General features: G+C 68.2%; 16 protein-coding genes and 3 pseudogenes. 10 read left to right on the forward strand and 9 right to left on the reverse strand.

Annotated features, from left to right (window positions below; genetic code table 11):
- On the reverse strand, positions 1–804 hold an 804-nt coding region (locus BN4332_RS26070), incomplete at its 3' end, for a metallophosphoesterase (protein WP_066902354.1).
- A gap of 27 nt (positions 805–831) precedes the next feature.
- Complete coding sequence (gene ponA2 / locus BN4332_RS26075; RefSeq protein WP_066902342.1) at positions 832–3,282, reverse strand: transglycosylase/D,D-transpeptidase PonA2; 2,451 nt, start codon at positions 3,280–3,282, stop codon at positions 832–834.
- 325 nt (positions 3,283–3,607) lie between these two features.
- On the opposite strand from ponA2, the gene BN4332_RS26080 reads away from it, so the two are divergent.
- The gene (locus BN4332_RS26080) at positions 3,608–3,934 is read left to right on the forward strand and encodes a WhiB family transcriptional regulator (protein ID WP_066902343.1); all 327 of its coding nucleotides are present in this window, start codon (positions 3,608–3,610) and stop codon (positions 3,932–3,934) included.
- A gap of 21 nt (positions 3,935–3,955) precedes the next feature.
- On the opposite strand, the gene bagB is transcribed toward BN4332_RS26080, so the two are convergent.
- Together bagB and bagA are read right to left on the reverse strand one after the other, a co-directional pair.
- Complete coding sequence (gene bagB, locus BN4332_RS26085; RefSeq protein ID WP_066902344.1) at positions 3,956–5,086, reverse strand: ATPase BagB; 1,131 nt, start codon at positions 5,084–5,086, stop codon at positions 3,956–3,958.
- A complete protein-coding gene (bagA, locus tag BN4332_RS26090; RefSeq protein WP_200820441.1) occupies positions 5,086–6,117 on the reverse strand; it encodes an ATPase BagA in 1,032 nt (343 codons plus the stop codon). The genes bagB and bagA overlap by 1 nt, the downstream gene beginning before the upstream one ends.
- Positions 6,118–6,161: 44 nt before the next feature.
- On the opposite strand from bagA, the gene sp36 reads away from it, so the two are divergent.
- Genes sp36 through BN4332_RS26105 form a run of 3 tightly spaced genes read left to right on the forward strand, consistent with a single transcriptional unit; the run spans position 6,162 to position 7,604 of the window.
- The gene (gene sp36, locus BN4332_RS26095) at positions 6,162–6,323 is read left to right on the forward strand and encodes a Sp36 family protein (protein ID WP_018603531.1); all 162 of its coding nucleotides are present in this window, start codon (positions 6,162–6,164) and stop codon (positions 6,321–6,323) included.
- Entirely contained in the window at positions 6,320–6,775 is a 456-nt protein-coding gene (locus BN4332_RS26100) for a RidA family protein (protein ID WP_066902346.1), read from the forward strand. Before sp36 ends, BN4332_RS26100 begins: the two co-directional genes overlap by 4 nt.
- A gap of 31 nt (positions 6,776–6,806) precedes the next feature.
- A complete protein-coding gene (locus BN4332_RS26105; RefSeq protein ID WP_200820442.1) occupies positions 6,807–7,604 on the forward strand; it encodes an MBL fold metallo-hydrolase in 798 nt (265 codons plus the stop codon).
- A gap of 12 nt (positions 7,605–7,616) precedes the next feature.
- Here BN4332_RS26105 and crp read toward each other — a convergent pair whose 3' ends face one another.
- Positions 7,617–8,291, reverse strand: coding sequence for a cAMP-activated global transcriptional regulator CRP (gene crp, locus BN4332_RS26110; protein ID WP_003883807.1), 675 nt, complete (start codon positions 8,289–8,291; stop codon positions 7,617–7,619).
- A gap of 87 nt (positions 8,292–8,378) precedes the next feature.
- The gene (locus BN4332_RS26115; protein ID WP_066902348.1) at positions 8,379–8,606 is read right to left on the reverse strand and encodes a hypothetical protein; all 228 of its coding nucleotides are present in this window, start codon (positions 8,604–8,606) and stop codon (positions 8,379–8,381) included.
- A gap of 96 nt (positions 8,607–8,702) precedes the next feature.
- On the opposite strand from BN4332_RS26115, the gene nth reads away from it, so the two are divergent.
- The 4 genes and pseudogenes from nth (at position 8,703) to marP (ending at position 11,789) form a co-directional block, all read left to right on the forward strand.
- Positions 8,703–9,476 (forward strand): endonuclease III, encoded by a 774-nt coding sequence (gene nth / locus BN4332_RS26120; RefSeq protein ID WP_074133194.1) that lies wholly within the window; start codon positions 8,703–8,705, stop codon positions 9,474–9,476.
- A 7-nt stretch (positions 9,477–9,483) separates the two neighbouring features.
- Positions 9,484–9,926: pseudogene (locus BN4332_RS26125) on the forward strand (TlpA family protein disulfide reductase).
- Positions 9,927–9,937: 11 nt separating this feature from the next.
- Positions 9,938–10,587, forward strand: a pseudogene (locus BN4332_RS26130) (NUDIX hydrolase).
- Positions 10,588–10,598: 11 nt separating this feature from the next.
- Entirely contained in the window at positions 10,599–11,789 is a 1,191-nt protein-coding gene (gene marP, locus BN4332_RS26135; protein ID WP_066902350.1) for an acid resistance serine protease MarP, read from the forward strand.
- Here marP and BN4332_RS26140 read toward each other — a convergent pair whose 3' ends face one another.
- Both BN4332_RS26140 and BN4332_RS26145 read right to left on the reverse strand, forming a co-directional pair.
- Positions 11,790–12,728 (reverse strand): alpha/beta fold hydrolase, encoded by a 939-nt coding sequence (locus BN4332_RS26140; protein WP_066902351.1) that lies wholly within the window; start codon positions 12,726–12,728, stop codon positions 11,790–11,792.
- Positions 12,728–13,234 (reverse strand): phage holin family protein, encoded by a 507-nt coding sequence (locus BN4332_RS26145; protein ID WP_066902355.1) that lies wholly within the window; start codon positions 13,232–13,234, stop codon positions 12,728–12,730. Before BN4332_RS26145 ends, BN4332_RS26140 begins: the two co-directional genes overlap by 1 nt.
- A gap of 116 nt (positions 13,235–13,350) precedes the next feature.
- On the opposite strand from BN4332_RS26145, the gene BN4332_RS26150 reads away from it, so the two are divergent.
- A complete protein-coding gene (locus tag BN4332_RS26150; RefSeq protein WP_066902352.1) occupies positions 13,351–14,046 on the forward strand; it encodes a S1 family peptidase in 696 nt (231 codons plus the stop codon).
- An 8-nt stretch (positions 14,047–14,054) separates the two neighbouring features.
- Here the strand turns inward: BN4332_RS26150 and acs are convergent, their stop codons facing one another.
- The gene (gene acs / locus BN4332_RS26155; protein ID WP_066902353.1) at positions 14,055–16,016 is read right to left on the reverse strand and encodes an acetate--CoA ligase; all 1,962 of its coding nucleotides are present in this window, start codon (positions 16,014–16,016) and stop codon (positions 14,055–14,057) included.
- Positions 16,017–16,143: 127 nt separating this feature from the next.
- On the opposite strand from acs, the pseudogene BN4332_RS34670 reads away from it, so the two are divergent.
- Positions 16,144–16,302 (forward strand): annotated as a pseudogene (locus BN4332_RS34670) (oxidoreductase); the annotation flags it as partial.

Here is a 16,302-nt window from a genome sequence, read left to right on the forward strand (position 1 = left end):
GCCCGCCGACACGTGCAACTGCATGTGTGATCCCCACTTCGAGGCGCCCTTGGCCCGCGACCGGTCCAGCTCGCAGTTGGTCACGATGGCCCCGTAGAACGGCAGGCACAGCTGCCCGCCGTGGGTGTGCCCGGCCAGCACCAGCTGGTAGCCGTCGGCGGCGAAGCGATCCAGCACCCGGGGCTCGGGGGAGTGGGTGAGCCCCAGCGTCAGGTTCGCCGCACCGTTGGCCCGGCCGGCGATGGTGTCGTAGCGATCGCGCTTGAGATGCGGATCGTCGACCCCGGCCACCGACAGGTGCAGCCCGGCCACCTCGATGTCACGGCGGACATGGGTCATGTCCAGCCAGCCCCGCTCGGTGAACGCGGCGCGCAGGTCCTGCCAGGGCAGTGGCTCACCGTGCGTGCGTTGCTGCGGGTTGGTGATGTAGTTCAGCGGATTCTTCAACCGCGGGGCGAAGTAGTCATTGCTGCCGAACACGAACAGCCCGGGCGCCGACAGCAGCTCGCTGAGGGACTGCACGACGGCGGGCACCGCCTTCGGGTGCGCCAGATTGTCTCCGGTGTTGACCACCAGATCGGGCTCGAGGCGGGCCAGGTCACGCAGCCAGGCCTGCTTGCGACGTTGGTTGGGCCGCATGTGCAGATCGGACAGATGCAGTACGCGCAGGGGCGACGAGCCAGGGGCCAGTACCGGCATCGTCGCTTCCCGCAGGACGAACGCGTTGCGCTCGATCAGGGACGCGTAGCCGATGCCGGCGACCAGCGAACCGGCGGTGACGGCAGCTGCCTTCTTTACTGACATGGTGGCCAGCCTACTGCGAACCGATGCTCACGGGGGCGGTGGAGGCCCGAGCACGGGGACGGTGATCGGCGGCAGACCGGGGATCTCGACCACGGTCTGACCGATCTCCGGCGGCGGTCCACCCGGCAGCGGGAACGCCACCGGAGGCGGCGGCGGGGCCGGCGGGATGCCGTTGCTGATCTGGATCGTGATGATCGAGCCCGGAATCGTCTGCCCGCTGGGCGCGGTTCCGACCACGGTGCCGTAGCGCGCGCTGCTGTTGACCGAGGCGGCACCGTCGGCCACCTGGAATCCGGCCTCCTTGAGCCGCTGGCGGGCCGCCGTCTCGTCCAGGCCGGTCACGGTCGGCACCACGGAACCCGGGCCGCCGTCGACATAACGCGGATCGGTCGGTGGCATCACGACCGGACCGAAGTTGTTGGCGATCGGTTTCAGCGCGGCGAACCAGGTGCGGGCCGGCTCGTTGCCGCCGAACAGGTCACCGTCCCCGCACTGGCGCAGCGGGAACGAGCACAGCTCACCGGGGGTGGAGGAATCGTCGTAGATGTAGTTGGCGGCCGCGTACTGGTTGGTGAAGCCGAGGAACCCCGACGAGCGGTGCGCCTCGGTGGTGCCGGTCTTGCCCGACATCGGCAGATCCCATCCCACCGATCCGGCCGCACCGGCCGCGGTGCCGCCGGCCCGGTCGTCCTTGCTCATCGCGTTGGCCAGCGTGTTGGCCAGGCCCTCGGGCACCGCCTGATCGCACGTCTCGGTGGTCACCGAGACCTCGTTGCCGTGCCGGTCGAGCACTTGGGCGATCGGGTTCGGCGGGCACCAGGTGCCGCCGGAGGCCAGGGTGGCGGCCACGTTGGACAGCTCAAGGGCGTTGACCTCGATGGGGCCCAGGGTGAACGAGCCGATGTTCTGGCGCTTGACGAAATCGGCCAGGCTCTCGTTGCTCTCCGGGTCGTAGTCGCGGGCGGTGCCGGGCAGCGCGTACGAGCGCAGCCCCAGCCGGACCGCCATGTCGACCGACCGTTGCACGCCGATCTGCGAGATCAGCTTGGCGAACGCGGTATTGGGCGACGTCGCGAGGGCGTCGGTGACGTTCATCGTGCCGCGGTAGCCGCCCGCGTTCTTCACACACCAGGTCTCCCGCGGGCAGCCCGGGGTGTCGCTGCTGCCCAGCCCCTTGGCCTGGAACTGGGCCGGGACCGGGAGCTGGGTGTTGATGCCCATTCCCATGTCCATGGCCGCGGCCGTGGTGAACAGCTTGAAGATCGAGCCTGCCCCGTCGCCCACGAGTGAGAACGGCTGCGGCTGCATGGTCTCGCCGGCGTCGGTGTTCAGGCCGTAGGTGCGGTTGCTGGCCATCGCCAGGACGGGATGAGACTCCTTGCCCGGCTTGATCACGCTCATCACGCTGGCGATGCCCGGGGTGTCTGGGCGGGCGATGCTGTCGATCGCCGACTTCACCGGCCCCTGCACATCAGGGTCCAGCGTGGTCTTGATCAGGTAACCGCCCTTGGCCACCTGCTCCTTGGACAGGCCGGCGCGGGCCAGGTACTCCAGCGCGTAGTCGCAGAAGAACGCCCGGTCACCCGCCGCGATGCAGCCCCGCGGCAGCTCGTTGGGTTGCGGCAGGATGCCGAGTGGCTCCTGCTTGGCCGCGCGCAGCGCCTCGGCCTCCTGCGGGATGTTGTCGATCATGGTGTCCAGCACCAGGTTCCGGCGGGCCAGGGCGCCGTCGGGATTGGTGTAGGGGTTCAGTGCACTGGTGGACTGCACCATGCCGGCCAGCAGGGCGGCCTGCTGCCAGTTGAGTTCGGAGGCGTTGACCCCGAAATACGTCTGCGCGGCATCCTGAATGCCGAATGCGCCGTTGCCGAACGAGACCAGGTTGAGATAGCGGGTCAGGATCTCGGGCTTGGTGAACGTCTTGTCCAGCGTGAGCGCCATCCGGATCTCGCGCAGCTTGCGCGCCGGGGTGGTCTCGATCGCGGCGCGGCGCTCGGCATCGGTCTGCGCGACCACCAGCAGCTGGTAGTTCTTGACGTACTGCTGCTCGATGGTGGAACCGCCGCGGGTGTCCAGGTCGCCGCGCATGTATCCGGTCAGGCCGGTCAGCGTGCCCTGCCAGTCCACCCCGTTGTGTTCGGCGAACCGCTTGTCCTCGATCGACACCAGCGCGAGCTTCATGGTGTTGGCGATCTGCTCGCTGGGCACCTCGAAACGGCGCTGCGAATAGAGCCAGGCGATGGTGTTGCCCTTGGCGTCGACCATGGTCGAGACCTGCGGAACCTCGCCGTCGACCAGGGCGGCCGATCCGTTGGCCACCACGTCGGAGGCCCGGTTGGACATCAGCCCGAATCCGCCCACCACGGGGAACATCAACGTCGCAGCGAGCACGGCGGCCAGCAGGCAGCACCAGGCAAGCTTGATGATGGTGACCGCTTGAGGTGGCTGCGCGGGCGGTCGTGTCGGCTGCTCCGGCATGGGTACAGAGTAACTAGCGCCCCGGCCGCGGCCTCCCGCGAGCGGGCCCACAGACGCATCCCGTTCGCCTGCGGAAACAGCGTGATGCGACCTGACACCGGTCAGACGGCACGGGCGTCCCAAAAAAGTGGCGGACAAACTGTTGCACAAATGCCCTCTGACCACCTAGCTTGGACACACAGTGCGATCCAGGTAACACGGGCTGGCGCAATGTGGCGTAGATCGCAACAGCGTTCTACACCGGAGGGTTCAAGGCCCGCTATCTGGGGAGATGGCAGGAACGAAGGGATCGCTGGTGTCAGGTACACGAACTGTCGCAGACAAGATGAACGCTTCCGCCCCCGCCACCAACCTTGTCCACCGTGGCGAAGGTGAAGCCCGGATCGCGTGGGTCTCCCAAGCGAGATGTCGCCAGGCCGATCCGGATGAGCTGTTCGTCCGCGGTGCTGCCCAGCGCAAAGCCGCGGTGATCTGCAGGCATTGCCCGGTGATCCTCGAATGTGGTGCCGATGCCCTGGACAACCGCGTGGAGTTCGGAGTGTGGGGCGGGATGACCGAACGTCAGCGCCGCGCTCTGCTCAAGCAGCACCCCGAGGTCAACTCCTGGGCCGAGTTCTTCGCCGCCCAGCGCAAGCACCGCAGCGCCGTCTAAACGGCGCGGCGGCACAACGTTTCAGACCGGCTCTGCCACTCCGGTGATCTGATCGGCGATCGCGCGCAGCGCGTCGAGATCGGACACGTCGAACGGCAGTGACGGCACCCCGACGATCGCCACGTGCGGGTTGGCGCCGGTGAATCGGGACAGCAGCCGGACCTCGCGCTTGGCCGTCTGGGCCCGATCGGCGTGGATGCGCAGCACCGCGGCGGTCAACGATTCCGGATCTTCGGCAGCGAGTTCGTCGGCGGCCTCTTCGGCCTTCTCGGCGTGCAATTCGCACAGCGTGGGATGGGTGCGGTTGAGGATCAGGCCGGCCAGCGGCATGTGCTCGCTCGACAACCGGTCTACGAAGAACGAGGCTTCGCGCAGCGCATCGGGTTCGGCCGCCGACACCACGACGAACTGGGTGCCGCGACGCTTCAGCAATTCGTAGGTGCGATCGGCCTTTTCCCGGAAACCGCCGAAGGTGGCGTCCAGCGACTGCACGAAACCTGCTGCATCGGAAAGCATCTGCGAGCCGAGCACGGTGGACAGCGCCTTCATGGCCAACCCGACGGCACCCGTCACCAGCCGCCCGATCCCCCGTCCCGGGGCCAGCAGCATGCGCCACAGCCGGCTGTCCATGAAGCTGCCCAACCGCTTCGGCGCGTCGAGGAAGTCCAGGGCGTTGCGCGACGGCGGGGTGTCCACCACCACCAGATCCCACTTGTCCTCGGCCAGCAGCTGGCCGAGTTTCTCCATCGCCATGTACTCCTGCGTGCCCGCCAGCGACGTCGCCACCGTTTGGTAGAACTGATTCTCCAGAATGGAATCGGCGCGGTCCGGGCCGGAGTACTGCACCACCATCTCGTCGAACGTGCGGCGCATGTCCAACATCATCGCGTGCAGCTCACCGGTCACCTCCGGCGCCAGCGGAACCCGCTGCGGTGTGTTGCCGAGGTCCTTGATGCCCAGTGCCTGGGCCAGGCGCTTGGCCGGGTCGATGGTCAGCACCACAACGGTCCGGCCGTACTCGGCGGCCCGCAGCGCCATCGCGGCCGCCGTGGTGGTCTTGCCGACTCCGCCTGCGCCGCAACACACTACGACGCGATTGGCGGTATCGGACAGGATCGTGTGCATGTCAAGGGCGGGCGGTTTGGTGCTCACTATCTGACCCCTTGCTGTTCGAGTGCTTCGGCGAGTTCGTACAGGCTGCCCAGGTCGACACCGTCGGCCAGCGCCGGCAACTCGAGGCGGGGCACGTCGATGGCGTCGAGCAGTTCGGCGCTCTCGGACCGCGCCGCGATCCGGGTGGCGTGCTGGATCGACTCGGTGAGCAGGCCGGCGAAGTCATTGTCCGACAAGGAGATTCCGGCCTTCTCCAGGCCGGCGCGGACCGCGTCGGCGTCGATGTCGCCGTCGGCGGCCTTGGTCAGGTCCTCCGGAGCCAGGTAGGCGGGGATGTTGCGGTTGACGATGACGCTGCCGATCGGCAGGCCCATCTCGGTGAGTTCCTCGATCGCCTCAAGGGTCTCCTGGATCGGCAGCGCTTCCAGCAGCGTCACCAGGTGGATGGCGGTCTGTTCGGAGTGCAGCAGCTTGACCACGCCGTCGGCCTGGGAGTGCACGGGGCCGCCCTTGGCCAGGTCGGAGACCGCCTTGGTGACGTCCAGGAACCGCGGAATGCGGCCGGTGGGAGGCGAATCCACCACCACGGCGTCATACACGCCGCGCTTGCCCTTGGCGTCCTTCTTCTCGCGCGTCACGATCTCTTTGATCTTGCCCGTCAGCAGCACGTCCCGCAGGCCGGGTGCGATGGTGGTGGCGAATTCGATGGCCCCGATCCGGCGCATCGCCCGGCCGGCGATACCGAGGTTGTAGAACATGTCGAGGTATTCGAGGAACGCGGCCTCGATGTCGATGGCGAGCGCGTTGACCTGCCCGCCGCCGTCGGCGGTGGCGACCTTGATTTCCTCGTACGGCAGCGGAGGCACGTCGAAGAGCTGGGCGATGCCCTGACGCTCCTCCACCTCGACCAGCAGCACCTTGCGGCCTCCGGCGGCCAGCGCCAGGGCCAGGGCCGCGGCGACGGTGGACTTTCCGGTACCGCCCTTGCCGGAGACGAAATGCAGCCGGGCCTTGGTCAGCCGCGACGGCCAGCCGACATGTTTGGCGCCGCTCTCAGTGGTTGCCACCAGTGCATGCTAACCAAGCCTGGCTGTCCGACCGATAAGCTCAGCCCATGAGCGAACCAACCCGGTGGGAGTACGCCACCGTGCCCTTGCTGACCCACGCCACCAAACAGATTCTCGACCAGTGGGGACACGACGGCTGGGAGCTGGTATCGGTGCTGCCGGGACCGACCGGTGAGCAGCACGTGGCCTACCTGAAGCGGCCCAAATGAGCGTGAGCGCGCGGCTGGCCGAGCTCGGCATCGAACTGCCCGGCGTGGTGGCGCCGCTGGCCGCCTACGTGCCCGCGGTGCGCACCGGGAACCTGGTCTACACCGCCGGCCAGCTGCCGATCCAGGACGGTGAACTGCTCGCCACCGGCAAGGTGGGCGCCGAGGTCACTCCCGAACAGGGCAAGGAGCTGGCCCGCGTCTGCGGCCTCAACGCGCTGGCCGCCGTGCACGCGCTGGTGGGGATCGACAGCGTGCTCCGGATCGTCAAGGCGGTCGGTTTCGTGGCGTCCGCCCCCGGATTCAGCGGGCAACCCGGTGTCATCAACGGTGCCTCGGAGCTGTTCGGTGAGATCTTCGGTGAGGCAGGCGCTCACGCGCGTTCTGCCGTCGGTGTGTCCGAACTGCCGCGCAACGCGCCGGTCGAAGTCGAGATCATCGCCGAGATCGCGTAAGCGATCGAGCATCAGGAGAGGCAACCGCGTGATCGAGCACCCGGCCTACGGGCTGTTGCGGCCGGTCGTCGAAACCGACACGGTTTCGGCCTCGGTGCTGTTGTGTGACAACCCCGGCCTGATGACGCTCGAGGGCACCAACACCTGGATCCTGCGTGGGCGGGGCAGCGACGAGATCGTGGTCGTCGACCCCGGCCCCGACGATGAGGCGCACATCGCGCGCATCGCCGAAATCGGCACCGTCGCATTGGTTTTGATCAGCCACAAGCACGAGGACCACACCGGCGGCATCGACCGGATCGTGGACCTCACGGGCGCCACCGTGCGCTCGGTCGGCAGCGGGTTCCTGCGCGGTCTCGGTGGTCCGCTGACCGACGGCGAGGTGATCGACGCGGCCGGGCTGCGGATCAAGGTGATGGCCACCCCCGGACACACCGTCGATTCGCTGTCGTTCGTGCTCGACGACGAGCATGGCCAGGGCGCGGTGCTGACGGCCGACACCGTGCTGGGCCGCGGCACCACCGTCATCGACACCGAAGACGGCAGCCTGCGGGACTATCTCGAATCGCTGCGCCGCCTGCAGGGCCTCGGTGCCCGCAAGGTGCTGCCGGGGCACGGGCCCGACCTCCCCGACCTCGCCGGGGTGACCGCGATGTACCTGGCCCACCGCCAGGAGCGGCTGGACCAGGTACGGGCAGCGTTACGGGAACTCGGCGACGACGCCACGGCCCGCCAGGTCGTGGAGCACGTCTACACCGATGTCGACCAGTTGCTCTGGGATGCCGCCGAGAAGAGCGTGCAGGCCCAGTTGGACTATCTGAGGGACTAGCGCGGCGCGGGACTAACGCGCTCGGCGCGCCAGCCGCTCGCTGTCGCTGATCAGCACGCTCTTGCCCTCCAGCCGGATCCAGCCGCGGTGGGCGAAATCGGCCAGTGCCTTGTTCACGGTCTCGCGGGAAGCGCCGACCAGCTGGGCGATCTCTTCCTGGGTCAGGTCGTGCGTCACGCGCAGCGCCCCGCCCTCCTGCGTCCCGAACCGCTGGGCCAGCTGCAGCAGCTGCTTGGCGACCCGGCCGGGAACGTCGGTGAAGATGAGGTCGGCGAGGTTGTTGTTGGTGCGACGCAGACGACGGGCGAGCACGCGCAGAAGCTGCTCGGCGATCTCGGGCCGGTCGGCGATCCAGGCGCGGAGCGCGTCACGGTCCATCGACACCGCGCGCACCTCGGTGATGGTGGTGGCGCTCGAGGTACGAGGCCCCGGGTCGAAGATCGACAGCTCGCCGAACATGTCCGACGGGCCCATGATGGTCAGCAGGTTCTCGCGACCGTCCGGCGAACGCCGGCCGATCTTCACCTTGCCGGAGATGATGATGTACAGCCGGTCGCCGGGCTCGCCCTCGGCGAAGACCGTGTGCCCGCGCGGGAAGTCGACGGGCTGCAACTGCTTCGTCAGCGCCGAAACGGCGGTCGGTTCGACTCCCTGGAAGATTCCGGCCCTGGCCAGGATCTCGTCCACGTTGCCCCTTAAGCTATTGGGTGTGTTGTCCTCTTACTGATACTTCCTGCTCAGTCTAGAGGTACGCGGTTTCGCGACTAGCCCACGCTACACACGATTGACAGGTCGGGACGCCGGAAACCCAGTATTGATGGCCTGCGGCTCGAAGTAGCGCGTCGGCAAACGCTCACTCTCCAGGTCGATGGTCACCGGCTTGGGGCGCGCCACGGCCCCCACCGGGTCCGGCTCGCGGACCAAACCCGATTCGAGCCGCTCGAGCCCGAACGCCGCCAGCATGAGGAACCCCGGAATGAGCGCCACCAGCAACCACGACACAAGGCAGTAGTTAACACGGCGTAGGTCTCGGTGGGGTTACGAATCGTCACCGGTCCGCGCCACGGATTGTCCGGCGAGGTCAGTACGCTGACTGACGTGACTGCGTCTGCCGCCCCAACAGGGAAAACGCGCCGGTCCAAGAAGTGGGACACCGAAACCCACCTGGGCCTGGTGCGTCGGGCTCGACGGATGAATCGTGAACTGGCCCGGGCGTTCCCACATGTCTACTGCGAGCTCGATTTCACCAACCCGCTGGAACTGGCGGTGGCGACCATCCTCTCGGCGCAGAGCACCGACAAACGGGTGAACCTGACGACGCCGGCGTTGTTCCTCAAATACCGCACCGCGCTGGACTACGCGCAGGCCGATCGCACCGAGATGGAGGAGCTGATCCGGCCGACCGGCTTCTACCGGAACAAGGCCAACTCGCTGATCCGGCTGGGGCAGGAGCTGGTCACCCGCTTCGACGGCCAGGTGCCCGACACCATCGAAGACCTCGTGACGCTGCCCGGGGTCGGGCGCAAGACCGCCAACGTCATCCTGGGCAACGCCTTCGACATCCCCGGCATCACCGTCGACACCCACTTCGGACGGCTGGTGCGGCGCTGGCGCTGGACGGCCGAGGAGGATCCGGTCAAGGTCGAATTCGCGATCGGTGAGCTCATCGAACGCAAGGAATGGACGTTGCTCAGCCACCGGGTGATCTTCCACGGGCGCCGCGTCTGCCACGCCCGCAAGCCCGCCTGCGGTGTGTGCGTGCTGGCCAAGGACTGCCCGTCGTTCGGGTTGGGGCCCACCGATCCGGAAACCGCCGCCGCGCTGGTCAAGGGCCCTGAGACCGAGCATCTGCTGGCCCTGGCCGGGCTGTGAACGCACGATGAGTCGATCGGCCAGGTGGACCGTGGCGGTCCTGGTGATCCTGGTGGCCCTTGGCACCGCCTTCTGGATGGAACTGCGCGACGAACCGGCTCCGCAGGCCGGACCCGGACAGTCCACCGCGCGCGATCACCGCGACGCCGACACCCCCGAGGCCCTGGCCGCGCCGCGANCCGGGTCGGCGATGACGTGCTCGTGGTGACCGTGCATCAGGACGAGAACGAGACGGCGGCGTTGGTCCGGTTGGCCGAACTCGGGGTGCGGCTGCCCACCTTGCAGGACGGCCGGCGGCTGATCGCGGCGGCGCTGAAGGTGCCCAATGTGATGCCTGCGACGGTGGTCCTGCGCCCGGACGGTAGCGTGGCCGGGACCCTGCCCCGCTCCTTCGTCAGCGCCGACGAGATCGCGGCGGCGGTCGACGAGAAGATCCGCTCTAGCCGATAGGAGCACCCGGGGTGAGATCGACGCGCGACGGGCTGTTCCCGGATGCGGCCCCGGCGTGGCTCAAGCCGCTGGTGGACAACCTCGACCGGGTGCCCGACGCCTACCGCAGGCGGGTGCCGCCCGAGGTGCTGGCCGGCATCGTCGAAGCCAACAACCTGGCCGCCCAGGCCNCCAGGCCGCATTCCCCGGTGGCGCCACCGATCCCGGCGACGAGGGGCCGGTCGGCACGGCCTTCCGCGAGGCCACCGAGGAAACCGGCATCGACACCAGCCGGCTGTACCCGCTGGCCACGCTCGAGAAGATGTTCATCCCGCCGTCGGGCTTCCACGTGGTTCCGGTGCTGGCCTATTCGCCCGACCCGGGACCGGTGGCCGTCGTCGACGAATCCGAGACCGCCGTCGTCGCGCGCGTTCCGGTCCGTGCCTTCACCAACCCGGAGAACCGGCTCATGGTGTACCGGGAAGCCAACACCAGCCGGTTCGCCGGCCCGGCTTTCCTCCTCAACGAGATGCTGGTGTGGGGTTTCACCGGCCAGGTCATCTCCGCGATCCTCGACGTCGCCGGCTGGGCCAAGCCGTGGAACACCGATGACGTCCGCGGACTCGACGAGGCAATGGCCCTCGTCGGGCGTGCCAACGGTTACGGTGAAGCCCAATGTTGAAGTGGATATAGATGACACCTTCGGTCTGGCTCGATTTCGCCATCCTCGGCATCGGGTTCGTCGCAGCCATCTCGGGCTGGCGCTCCGGCGCGCTCGGATCCCTGCTGTCGTTCATCGGTGTGGTGCTCGGCGCGGTGGCAGGCGTGCTGTTGGCGCCCCACGTGATCCCGCACATCAGCGGTGACCGCACCAAGCTGTTCGCCACGCTGTTCTTGATCCTGGCGCTGGTGGTGATCGGTGAGATCGCCGGTGTGGTGCTGGGCCGTGCCGTACGCGGCACGATCCGCAACCCGCTGCTGCGCGCGCTGGATTCCGTGGTCGGGGTCAGCCTGATGCTGGTCGCCGTCCTGGTCGCCTCGTGGCTGCTGGGCAGCCTGCTGACCAACTCGGATCAGCCCAATCTCGCTGCGGCCGTGAAGAACTCGCGGGTGCTCACCGAGGTCGACAAGGTGGCGCCGAGCTGGCTGCGGTCGGTCCCGAACCGGTTGTCGGCGCTGCTGGACACCTCCGGGCTGCCCGATGTGCTCGAACCGTTCGGCCGGACGCCGATCGTCAACGTCGACGCTCCGGATGCCTCGCTGGCCACCGATCCGATCGTCACGACCAGCCGGCCCGCCGTGGTCAAGATCCGCGGCATCGCGCCCAGTTGCCAGAAGGTGCTGGAGGGCAGCGGATTCGTCGTCGCCCCCAACCGGGTGATGTCCAACGCCCACGTGGTGGCCGGCGCGGACAGCGTGACCATCGAGGCCGACGGCAAGACCTACGACGCGGGTGTGGTGTCCTACGACCCGAACGCCGACATCTCGATCCTCGACGTGCCGAACCTGCCGATCACCCCGCTGCAGTTCGCCGAGCAACCCGCCCCGCAGGGCACCGATGCCGTGGTGATGGGCTACCCCGGTGGCGGTGACTTCCTGGCCACCCCGGCCCGGGTCCGCGAGATCATCGAGCTCAACGGTCCCGACATCTACCGGACCACCACCGTCACCCGCGAGGTCTACACCGTCAGGGGCACGGTGCGGCAAGGCAATTCGGGCGGTCCGATGATCAACCGGGCCGGCAAGGTGCTGGGCGTGGTGTTCGGCGCGGCCGTCGACGACGTCGACACCGGATTCGTGTTGACCGCCAAGGAAGTCGAGCATCAGCTGGCCAAGGTCGGCAGCACCGAGCGGGTCCCGACCGGGACCTGCATCAGCTCCTGATCAGCCGTGCAGCTGGGCCAGGAACCGGCTCAGCTGCACGTTGACCGCCTCGGGCTGCTCCTCGTGGGCGAAATGCCCTGCCCCCGTGATCGATACGTACCGGCCGTGTGGTGCGTAGTGCTGGGTCCGCAGCACCGGGTCGGGTAGCACATACGGGTCGAGGTCACCGCGCATGTGCAGCACCGGAACCCCGATCGGGCGCTTCATCGACCGCATGAACCGACGGCCCTCGCCGCGTAGCTGGCTGCGCACCGCCCACCGCTGATACTCCAGCGCACAATGCGCGGCTCCCGGGATCTGAATGGCCCGGCGCAGATGGCCCATGGTGTCGGAGAAGTCCTGGCTGGTCTGCCATCTGGTGCCGGCCCGGCTGCGCACGAGGCGTTCCAGCTCGGCCCCGTCGTGCCGGGTCAGCCGGCGCTCGGGCCACATCGGTACCTGGTAGCGCAGCATCGACGGCAACAACGCGCGGCCCTGGTCACGGCGAGTCAGCGTGGAGGACCGCAGCGCCACCGGATGCGGTGAGCTCACCACGGCGATCGCGTCGACCACCCGCGGATGCAGCACGGTCGTCGCCCAGCACACCAGGCCGCCGTCGGCGTGCCCGACCAGGGTCGCGGTCTTGTGCCCCAGCGCGCGCACCAGGCCCGCGGTGTCGCCGGCCAGGGTCCAGCCGTCATAACCGCGCGGCGGCTTGTCACTGTCGCCGTAGCCGCGCAGATCGACTGCCACGACACGCGCGTCGGACAAACCGGTGAGCTGGTGCCGCCACGACCACCAGAACGATCCGAACCCGTGCAGCAGGATGACCAAGGGACGGTCAGTTTCGGGCTGCGAGCTCTCGCCCTCCACCACATGGAACCGAATGCCGTTGGCGTGCACCTGCAGATGCCGCCACGGCCCCTCGATCCTGGTGATCGACGGGTCGGGCGGGGGCATTACCAGCCGGAGGGGTCGGTGGCCGGCCGGGCCGGGACGGCAGGCAGCGCGCCCTTGTCGTGGCCGGGTGTCAGCGCCTCACGGGTCTCCTTGACCGATTCGATGGTCTGCTGCGGACCCCTGATTCGTCGCACCTTCAGGAAGCCGAGGAACGCGAGCGCGCCCGTCACCAGCACCATCAGCCCGAACACGATCAGGAAGGCCACCCAGCGCCACAGCCACGTGTCGAGCAGCTCGGCCAGGAAGAAGAAGAAAAAGAACGTCGAGTAGAACAGCACCACCAGCGCGGCGATGAAGAACACGCTGCCGGTCAGGCCCTTCTTCACGTCGCGGGTGATCTCGGCCTTGGCCAGCTCCACCTCGGCGCGCACCAGCGTGGACACCTGCGCCGTGGCGTCCTTGACGAGATCGCCGATAGATGGATCCGGCTTGGGGGCGTGCGGGTCGACGAGCGGAATCGAGGTCACCGTCGTCGGAACGCCGTCCCTGCGGTCGCCTGTGCTCATGGCGTTCATGTTGCCATGCGGCGAACCCGTTAACGATCCCGGCCGACATCGGAGCCTTAGTAGACTGGCCGCAATTCTTTGAGTTGCGCGGGTCGGGCGCGTCGATTGGAGGACACTTGACGAGCAGACACCGCCGGCAGTTGCTCATTGGTGCACCGCTCATCGCTCTCGTCGCGATCCTCAGCCCGGCGCGGGCGTATGCCGCGCCGCCGGTGGTGCTGGGTGGCGGCTCGGGCATCGTGGTCAACGGGGAGTCGTTCTGCACGCTCACCGCCATCGGGCACGATAACGCCGGCCGGCTGATCGGTTTCACCTCGGCACACTGCGGTGGTCCCGGTGCCACGGTGTCGGCCGAAGGGGCCGACGCGGCCGGGATCGTCGGCACGATGGTGGCGGGCAACGACAGCCTTGACTACGCGGTTATCCAGTTCGACCCGGCCAAAGTGACGCCTACCAAGAACGTCAACGGATTCCAGATCGACGGTCTCGGGCCGGACCCGGCCTTCGGCGAGGTCGCGTGCAAGCTCGGTCGCACCACCGGCTATTCGTGTGGCGTGACGTGGGGCCCGGGCAAGGATCCGGGCACCATCGTCAACCAGGTGTGCGGGCAGCCGGGTGATTCCGGCGCGCCGGTCACGGTCAACAACCGCCTGGTGGGCATGATCCACGGCGCCTACTCGGACGAGCTGCCCACGTGCGTGGTGCAGTTCGTGCCGCTGCACACGCCGGCGGTGACGATGTCGTTCAACACCCAGCTGGCCGACATCACCGCCAAGAACCGACCGGGAACGGGTTTCGTCCCGGTCGGCTAGGCGTTCTCCTACTTGCTGGCGCGGATGGCCTCGAACACGCTCGGGTCGACCAGCGTCGAGGTGTCGCCGAGCTCGCGGCCCTCGGCCACGTCGCGCAGCAGCCGGCGCATGATCTTGCCGCTTCGGGTCTTGGGCAGCTCGGGCACCACGTGGATCTCGCGCGGCTTGGCGATCGGCGAGATCTCGGTGGCCACCTGAGCCCGCAGCTCCTCGACCATGGTGTCCGCACCGCCGTGCGCACTGGCCTTGAGGATCACGAACGCGCAGATCGCCTGTCCGGTGGTGTCATCGCTGGCGCCGACCACCGCCGCCTCGGCCACGCCGGAGTGCCCGACGAGGGCCGACTCCACCTCGGCGGTCGAGATGCGGTGCCCCGAGACGTTCATGACGTCGTCGATGCGGCCCAGCACCCAGATGTTGCCGTCCGAGTCGTAGCGGGCGCCGTCACCGGCGAAATACCAGCCCTGCTCGGCGAATCGCGACCAGTAGGTGTCCTTGAACCGCTGCGGGTCACCCCAGATGCCGCGCAACATCGACGGCCACGGCTGGTCGAGCACCAGGTAGCCGGTGACGTGTTCGGCCTCATCCGCGCCGGGCACCAGCTCGTTGCCGTCGTCGTCGACGATCTTGGCCGAGATGCCGGGCAGCGGGGTCATGGCCGACCCCGGCTTGGCCGCGGTGACACCGGGCAGCGGGGAGATCATGATCGCGCCGGTCTCGGTCTGCCACCAGGTGTCGACGATCGGAGTCTTGTTGGCGCCGATGGCTTCCCGGTACCAGCGCCAGGCCTCGGGGTTGATCGGTTCGCCGACCGAACCCAGCAGCCGCAGGCTCGACAGGTTGTGCGCGGCCGGGATCTGGCGGCCCAGCTTCATGAACGTGCGGATCAGCGTCGGCGCTGTGTAATAGATTGTGACGCCGTACTTTTCGATGATCTCGAAGTGACGGTGCTCGGTGGGTGAGGTCGGGGTGCCCTCGTAGACCACCTGGGTGGCACCGTTGGCCAGCGGGCCGTAGACGATGTAGGTGTGCCCGGTGACCCAGCCGATGTCGGCGGTGCACCAGTACACGTCGGTCTCGGGCTTGAGATCGAACACGTTGTAATGCGTGTACGCCGCCTGGGTGAGGTAGCCGCCCGAGGTGTGCACGATGCCCTTGGGCTTGCCGGTGGTGCCCGAGGTGTACAGCAGGAACAAAGGCTGTTCGGAGTCGAAGGCCTCCGGGGTGTGCTCGGGCGAGGCCGGGTCGACGGTCTCGTGCCACCACAGGTCGCGGCCGTCGGTCCAGTTGACGTCGATCCCGGTGCGGCGGACCACCAGCACGTGCTCGATGCTGGGCTGGTCGGCGACCGCCTCGTCCACCGCATCCTTGAGTGAAGCCGCCTTGCCGCGGCGGTACTGGCCGTCGGTGGTGATGACGAGCTTGGCCTCGGCGTCCTCGACGCGCGCCTTCAGCGCGGAGGCGGAGAACCCGGCGAAGACCACGCTGTGCATGGCGCCCAGGCGGGCGCAGGCCAGCATCGCCACGATCGCCTCGGGGACCATCGGCATGTAGATGGCGACACGGTCACCGGCGGTCAGGCCGAGTGCGGCCAGCGCATTGGCGGCCTTGCTGACCTCGTCCTTGAGCTGGGCGTAGGTGATGTCGCGGGCGTCGCCGACGGGCTCACCCTCCCAGTGGATGGCCACCCGGTCACCGTTGCCCGCCTCGACGTGCCGGTCGACGCAGTTGTAGGCCACGTTGAGCTTGCCGCCCACGAACCACTTCGCGAACGGTGCCTCCGACCAATCCAGGACCTCGCCGAACGGGGTCTGCCACTTCAACCGGTTGGCCTGGGCGGCCCAGAACGCCAGGCGATCCTGCTGCGCCTCGGCGTACAACTCGCCCGTCGCGTTCGCATTGGCCGCGAAATCGGCAGGCGGCGGATAGGCTGACGGAACTTCGGTGGACGTCGCTGACGGGTTTGACATGGGTGTGAGCCTAGTCACCAAAGGTTGCACCCGCGTTGGGACGTCACAAGCCGTGTGCCGGACGGCTGTCCTGCTGCGCCCAACGGTCGGCGAGACGGCGTTCAGCGGTCGGCTAGCGTTTTCGGTTATGACCGATCCACTCGCACCGCTCGTCGACCTCCCGGGCGTCTCCGCGGCCAGCGACGAGGCGCGGGATGCCCTGGGCCGGGCGCATCGACACAAGTTCAATCTGCGCGGCTGGCCACAGACCGCCGCCGAGGCGGCCCTGCGCGCGGCGCGGGCCTCG

Source organism: Mycolicibacterium houstonense, from assembly GCF_900078665.2.
Taxonomy (GTDB): domain Bacteria; phylum Actinomycetota; class Actinomycetes; order Mycobacteriales; family Mycobacteriaceae; genus Mycobacterium; species Mycobacterium houstonense.

Excerpts from the sequence above, each read along its gene's own strand:
- ponA2 (WP_066902342.1), bottom strand. The coding sequence starts at position 3,282 with ATGCCGGAGCAGCCGACACGACCGCCCGCGCAGCCACCTCAAGCGGTC.
- BN4332_RS26080 (WP_066902343.1), top strand. The coding sequence starts at position 3,608 with ATGAACGCTTCCGCCCCCGCCACCAACCTTGTCCACCGTGGCGAAGGT.
- sp36 (WP_018603531.1), top strand. The coding sequence starts at position 6,162 with ATGAGCGAACCAACCCGGTGGGAGTACGCCACCGTGCCCTTGCTGACC.
- BN4332_RS26100 (WP_066902346.1), top strand. The coding sequence starts at position 6,320 with ATGAGCGTGAGCGCGCGGCTGGCCGAGCTCGGCATCGAACTGCCCGGC.
- marP (WP_066902350.1), top strand. The coding sequence starts at position 10,599 with ATGACACCTTCGGTCTGGCTCGATTTCGCCATCCTCGGCATCGGGTTC.
- BN4332_RS26140 (WP_066902351.1), bottom strand. The coding sequence starts at position 12,728 with ATGCCCCCGCCCGACCCGTCGATCACCAGGATCGAGGGGCCGTGGCGG.
- BN4332_RS26145 (WP_066902355.1), bottom strand. The coding sequence starts at position 13,234 with ATGAGCACAGGCGACCGCAGGGACGGCGTTCCGACGACGGTGACCTCG.
- acs (WP_066902353.1), bottom strand. The coding sequence starts at position 16,016 with ATGTCAAACCCGTCAGCGACGTCCACCGAAGTTCCGTCAGCCTATCCG.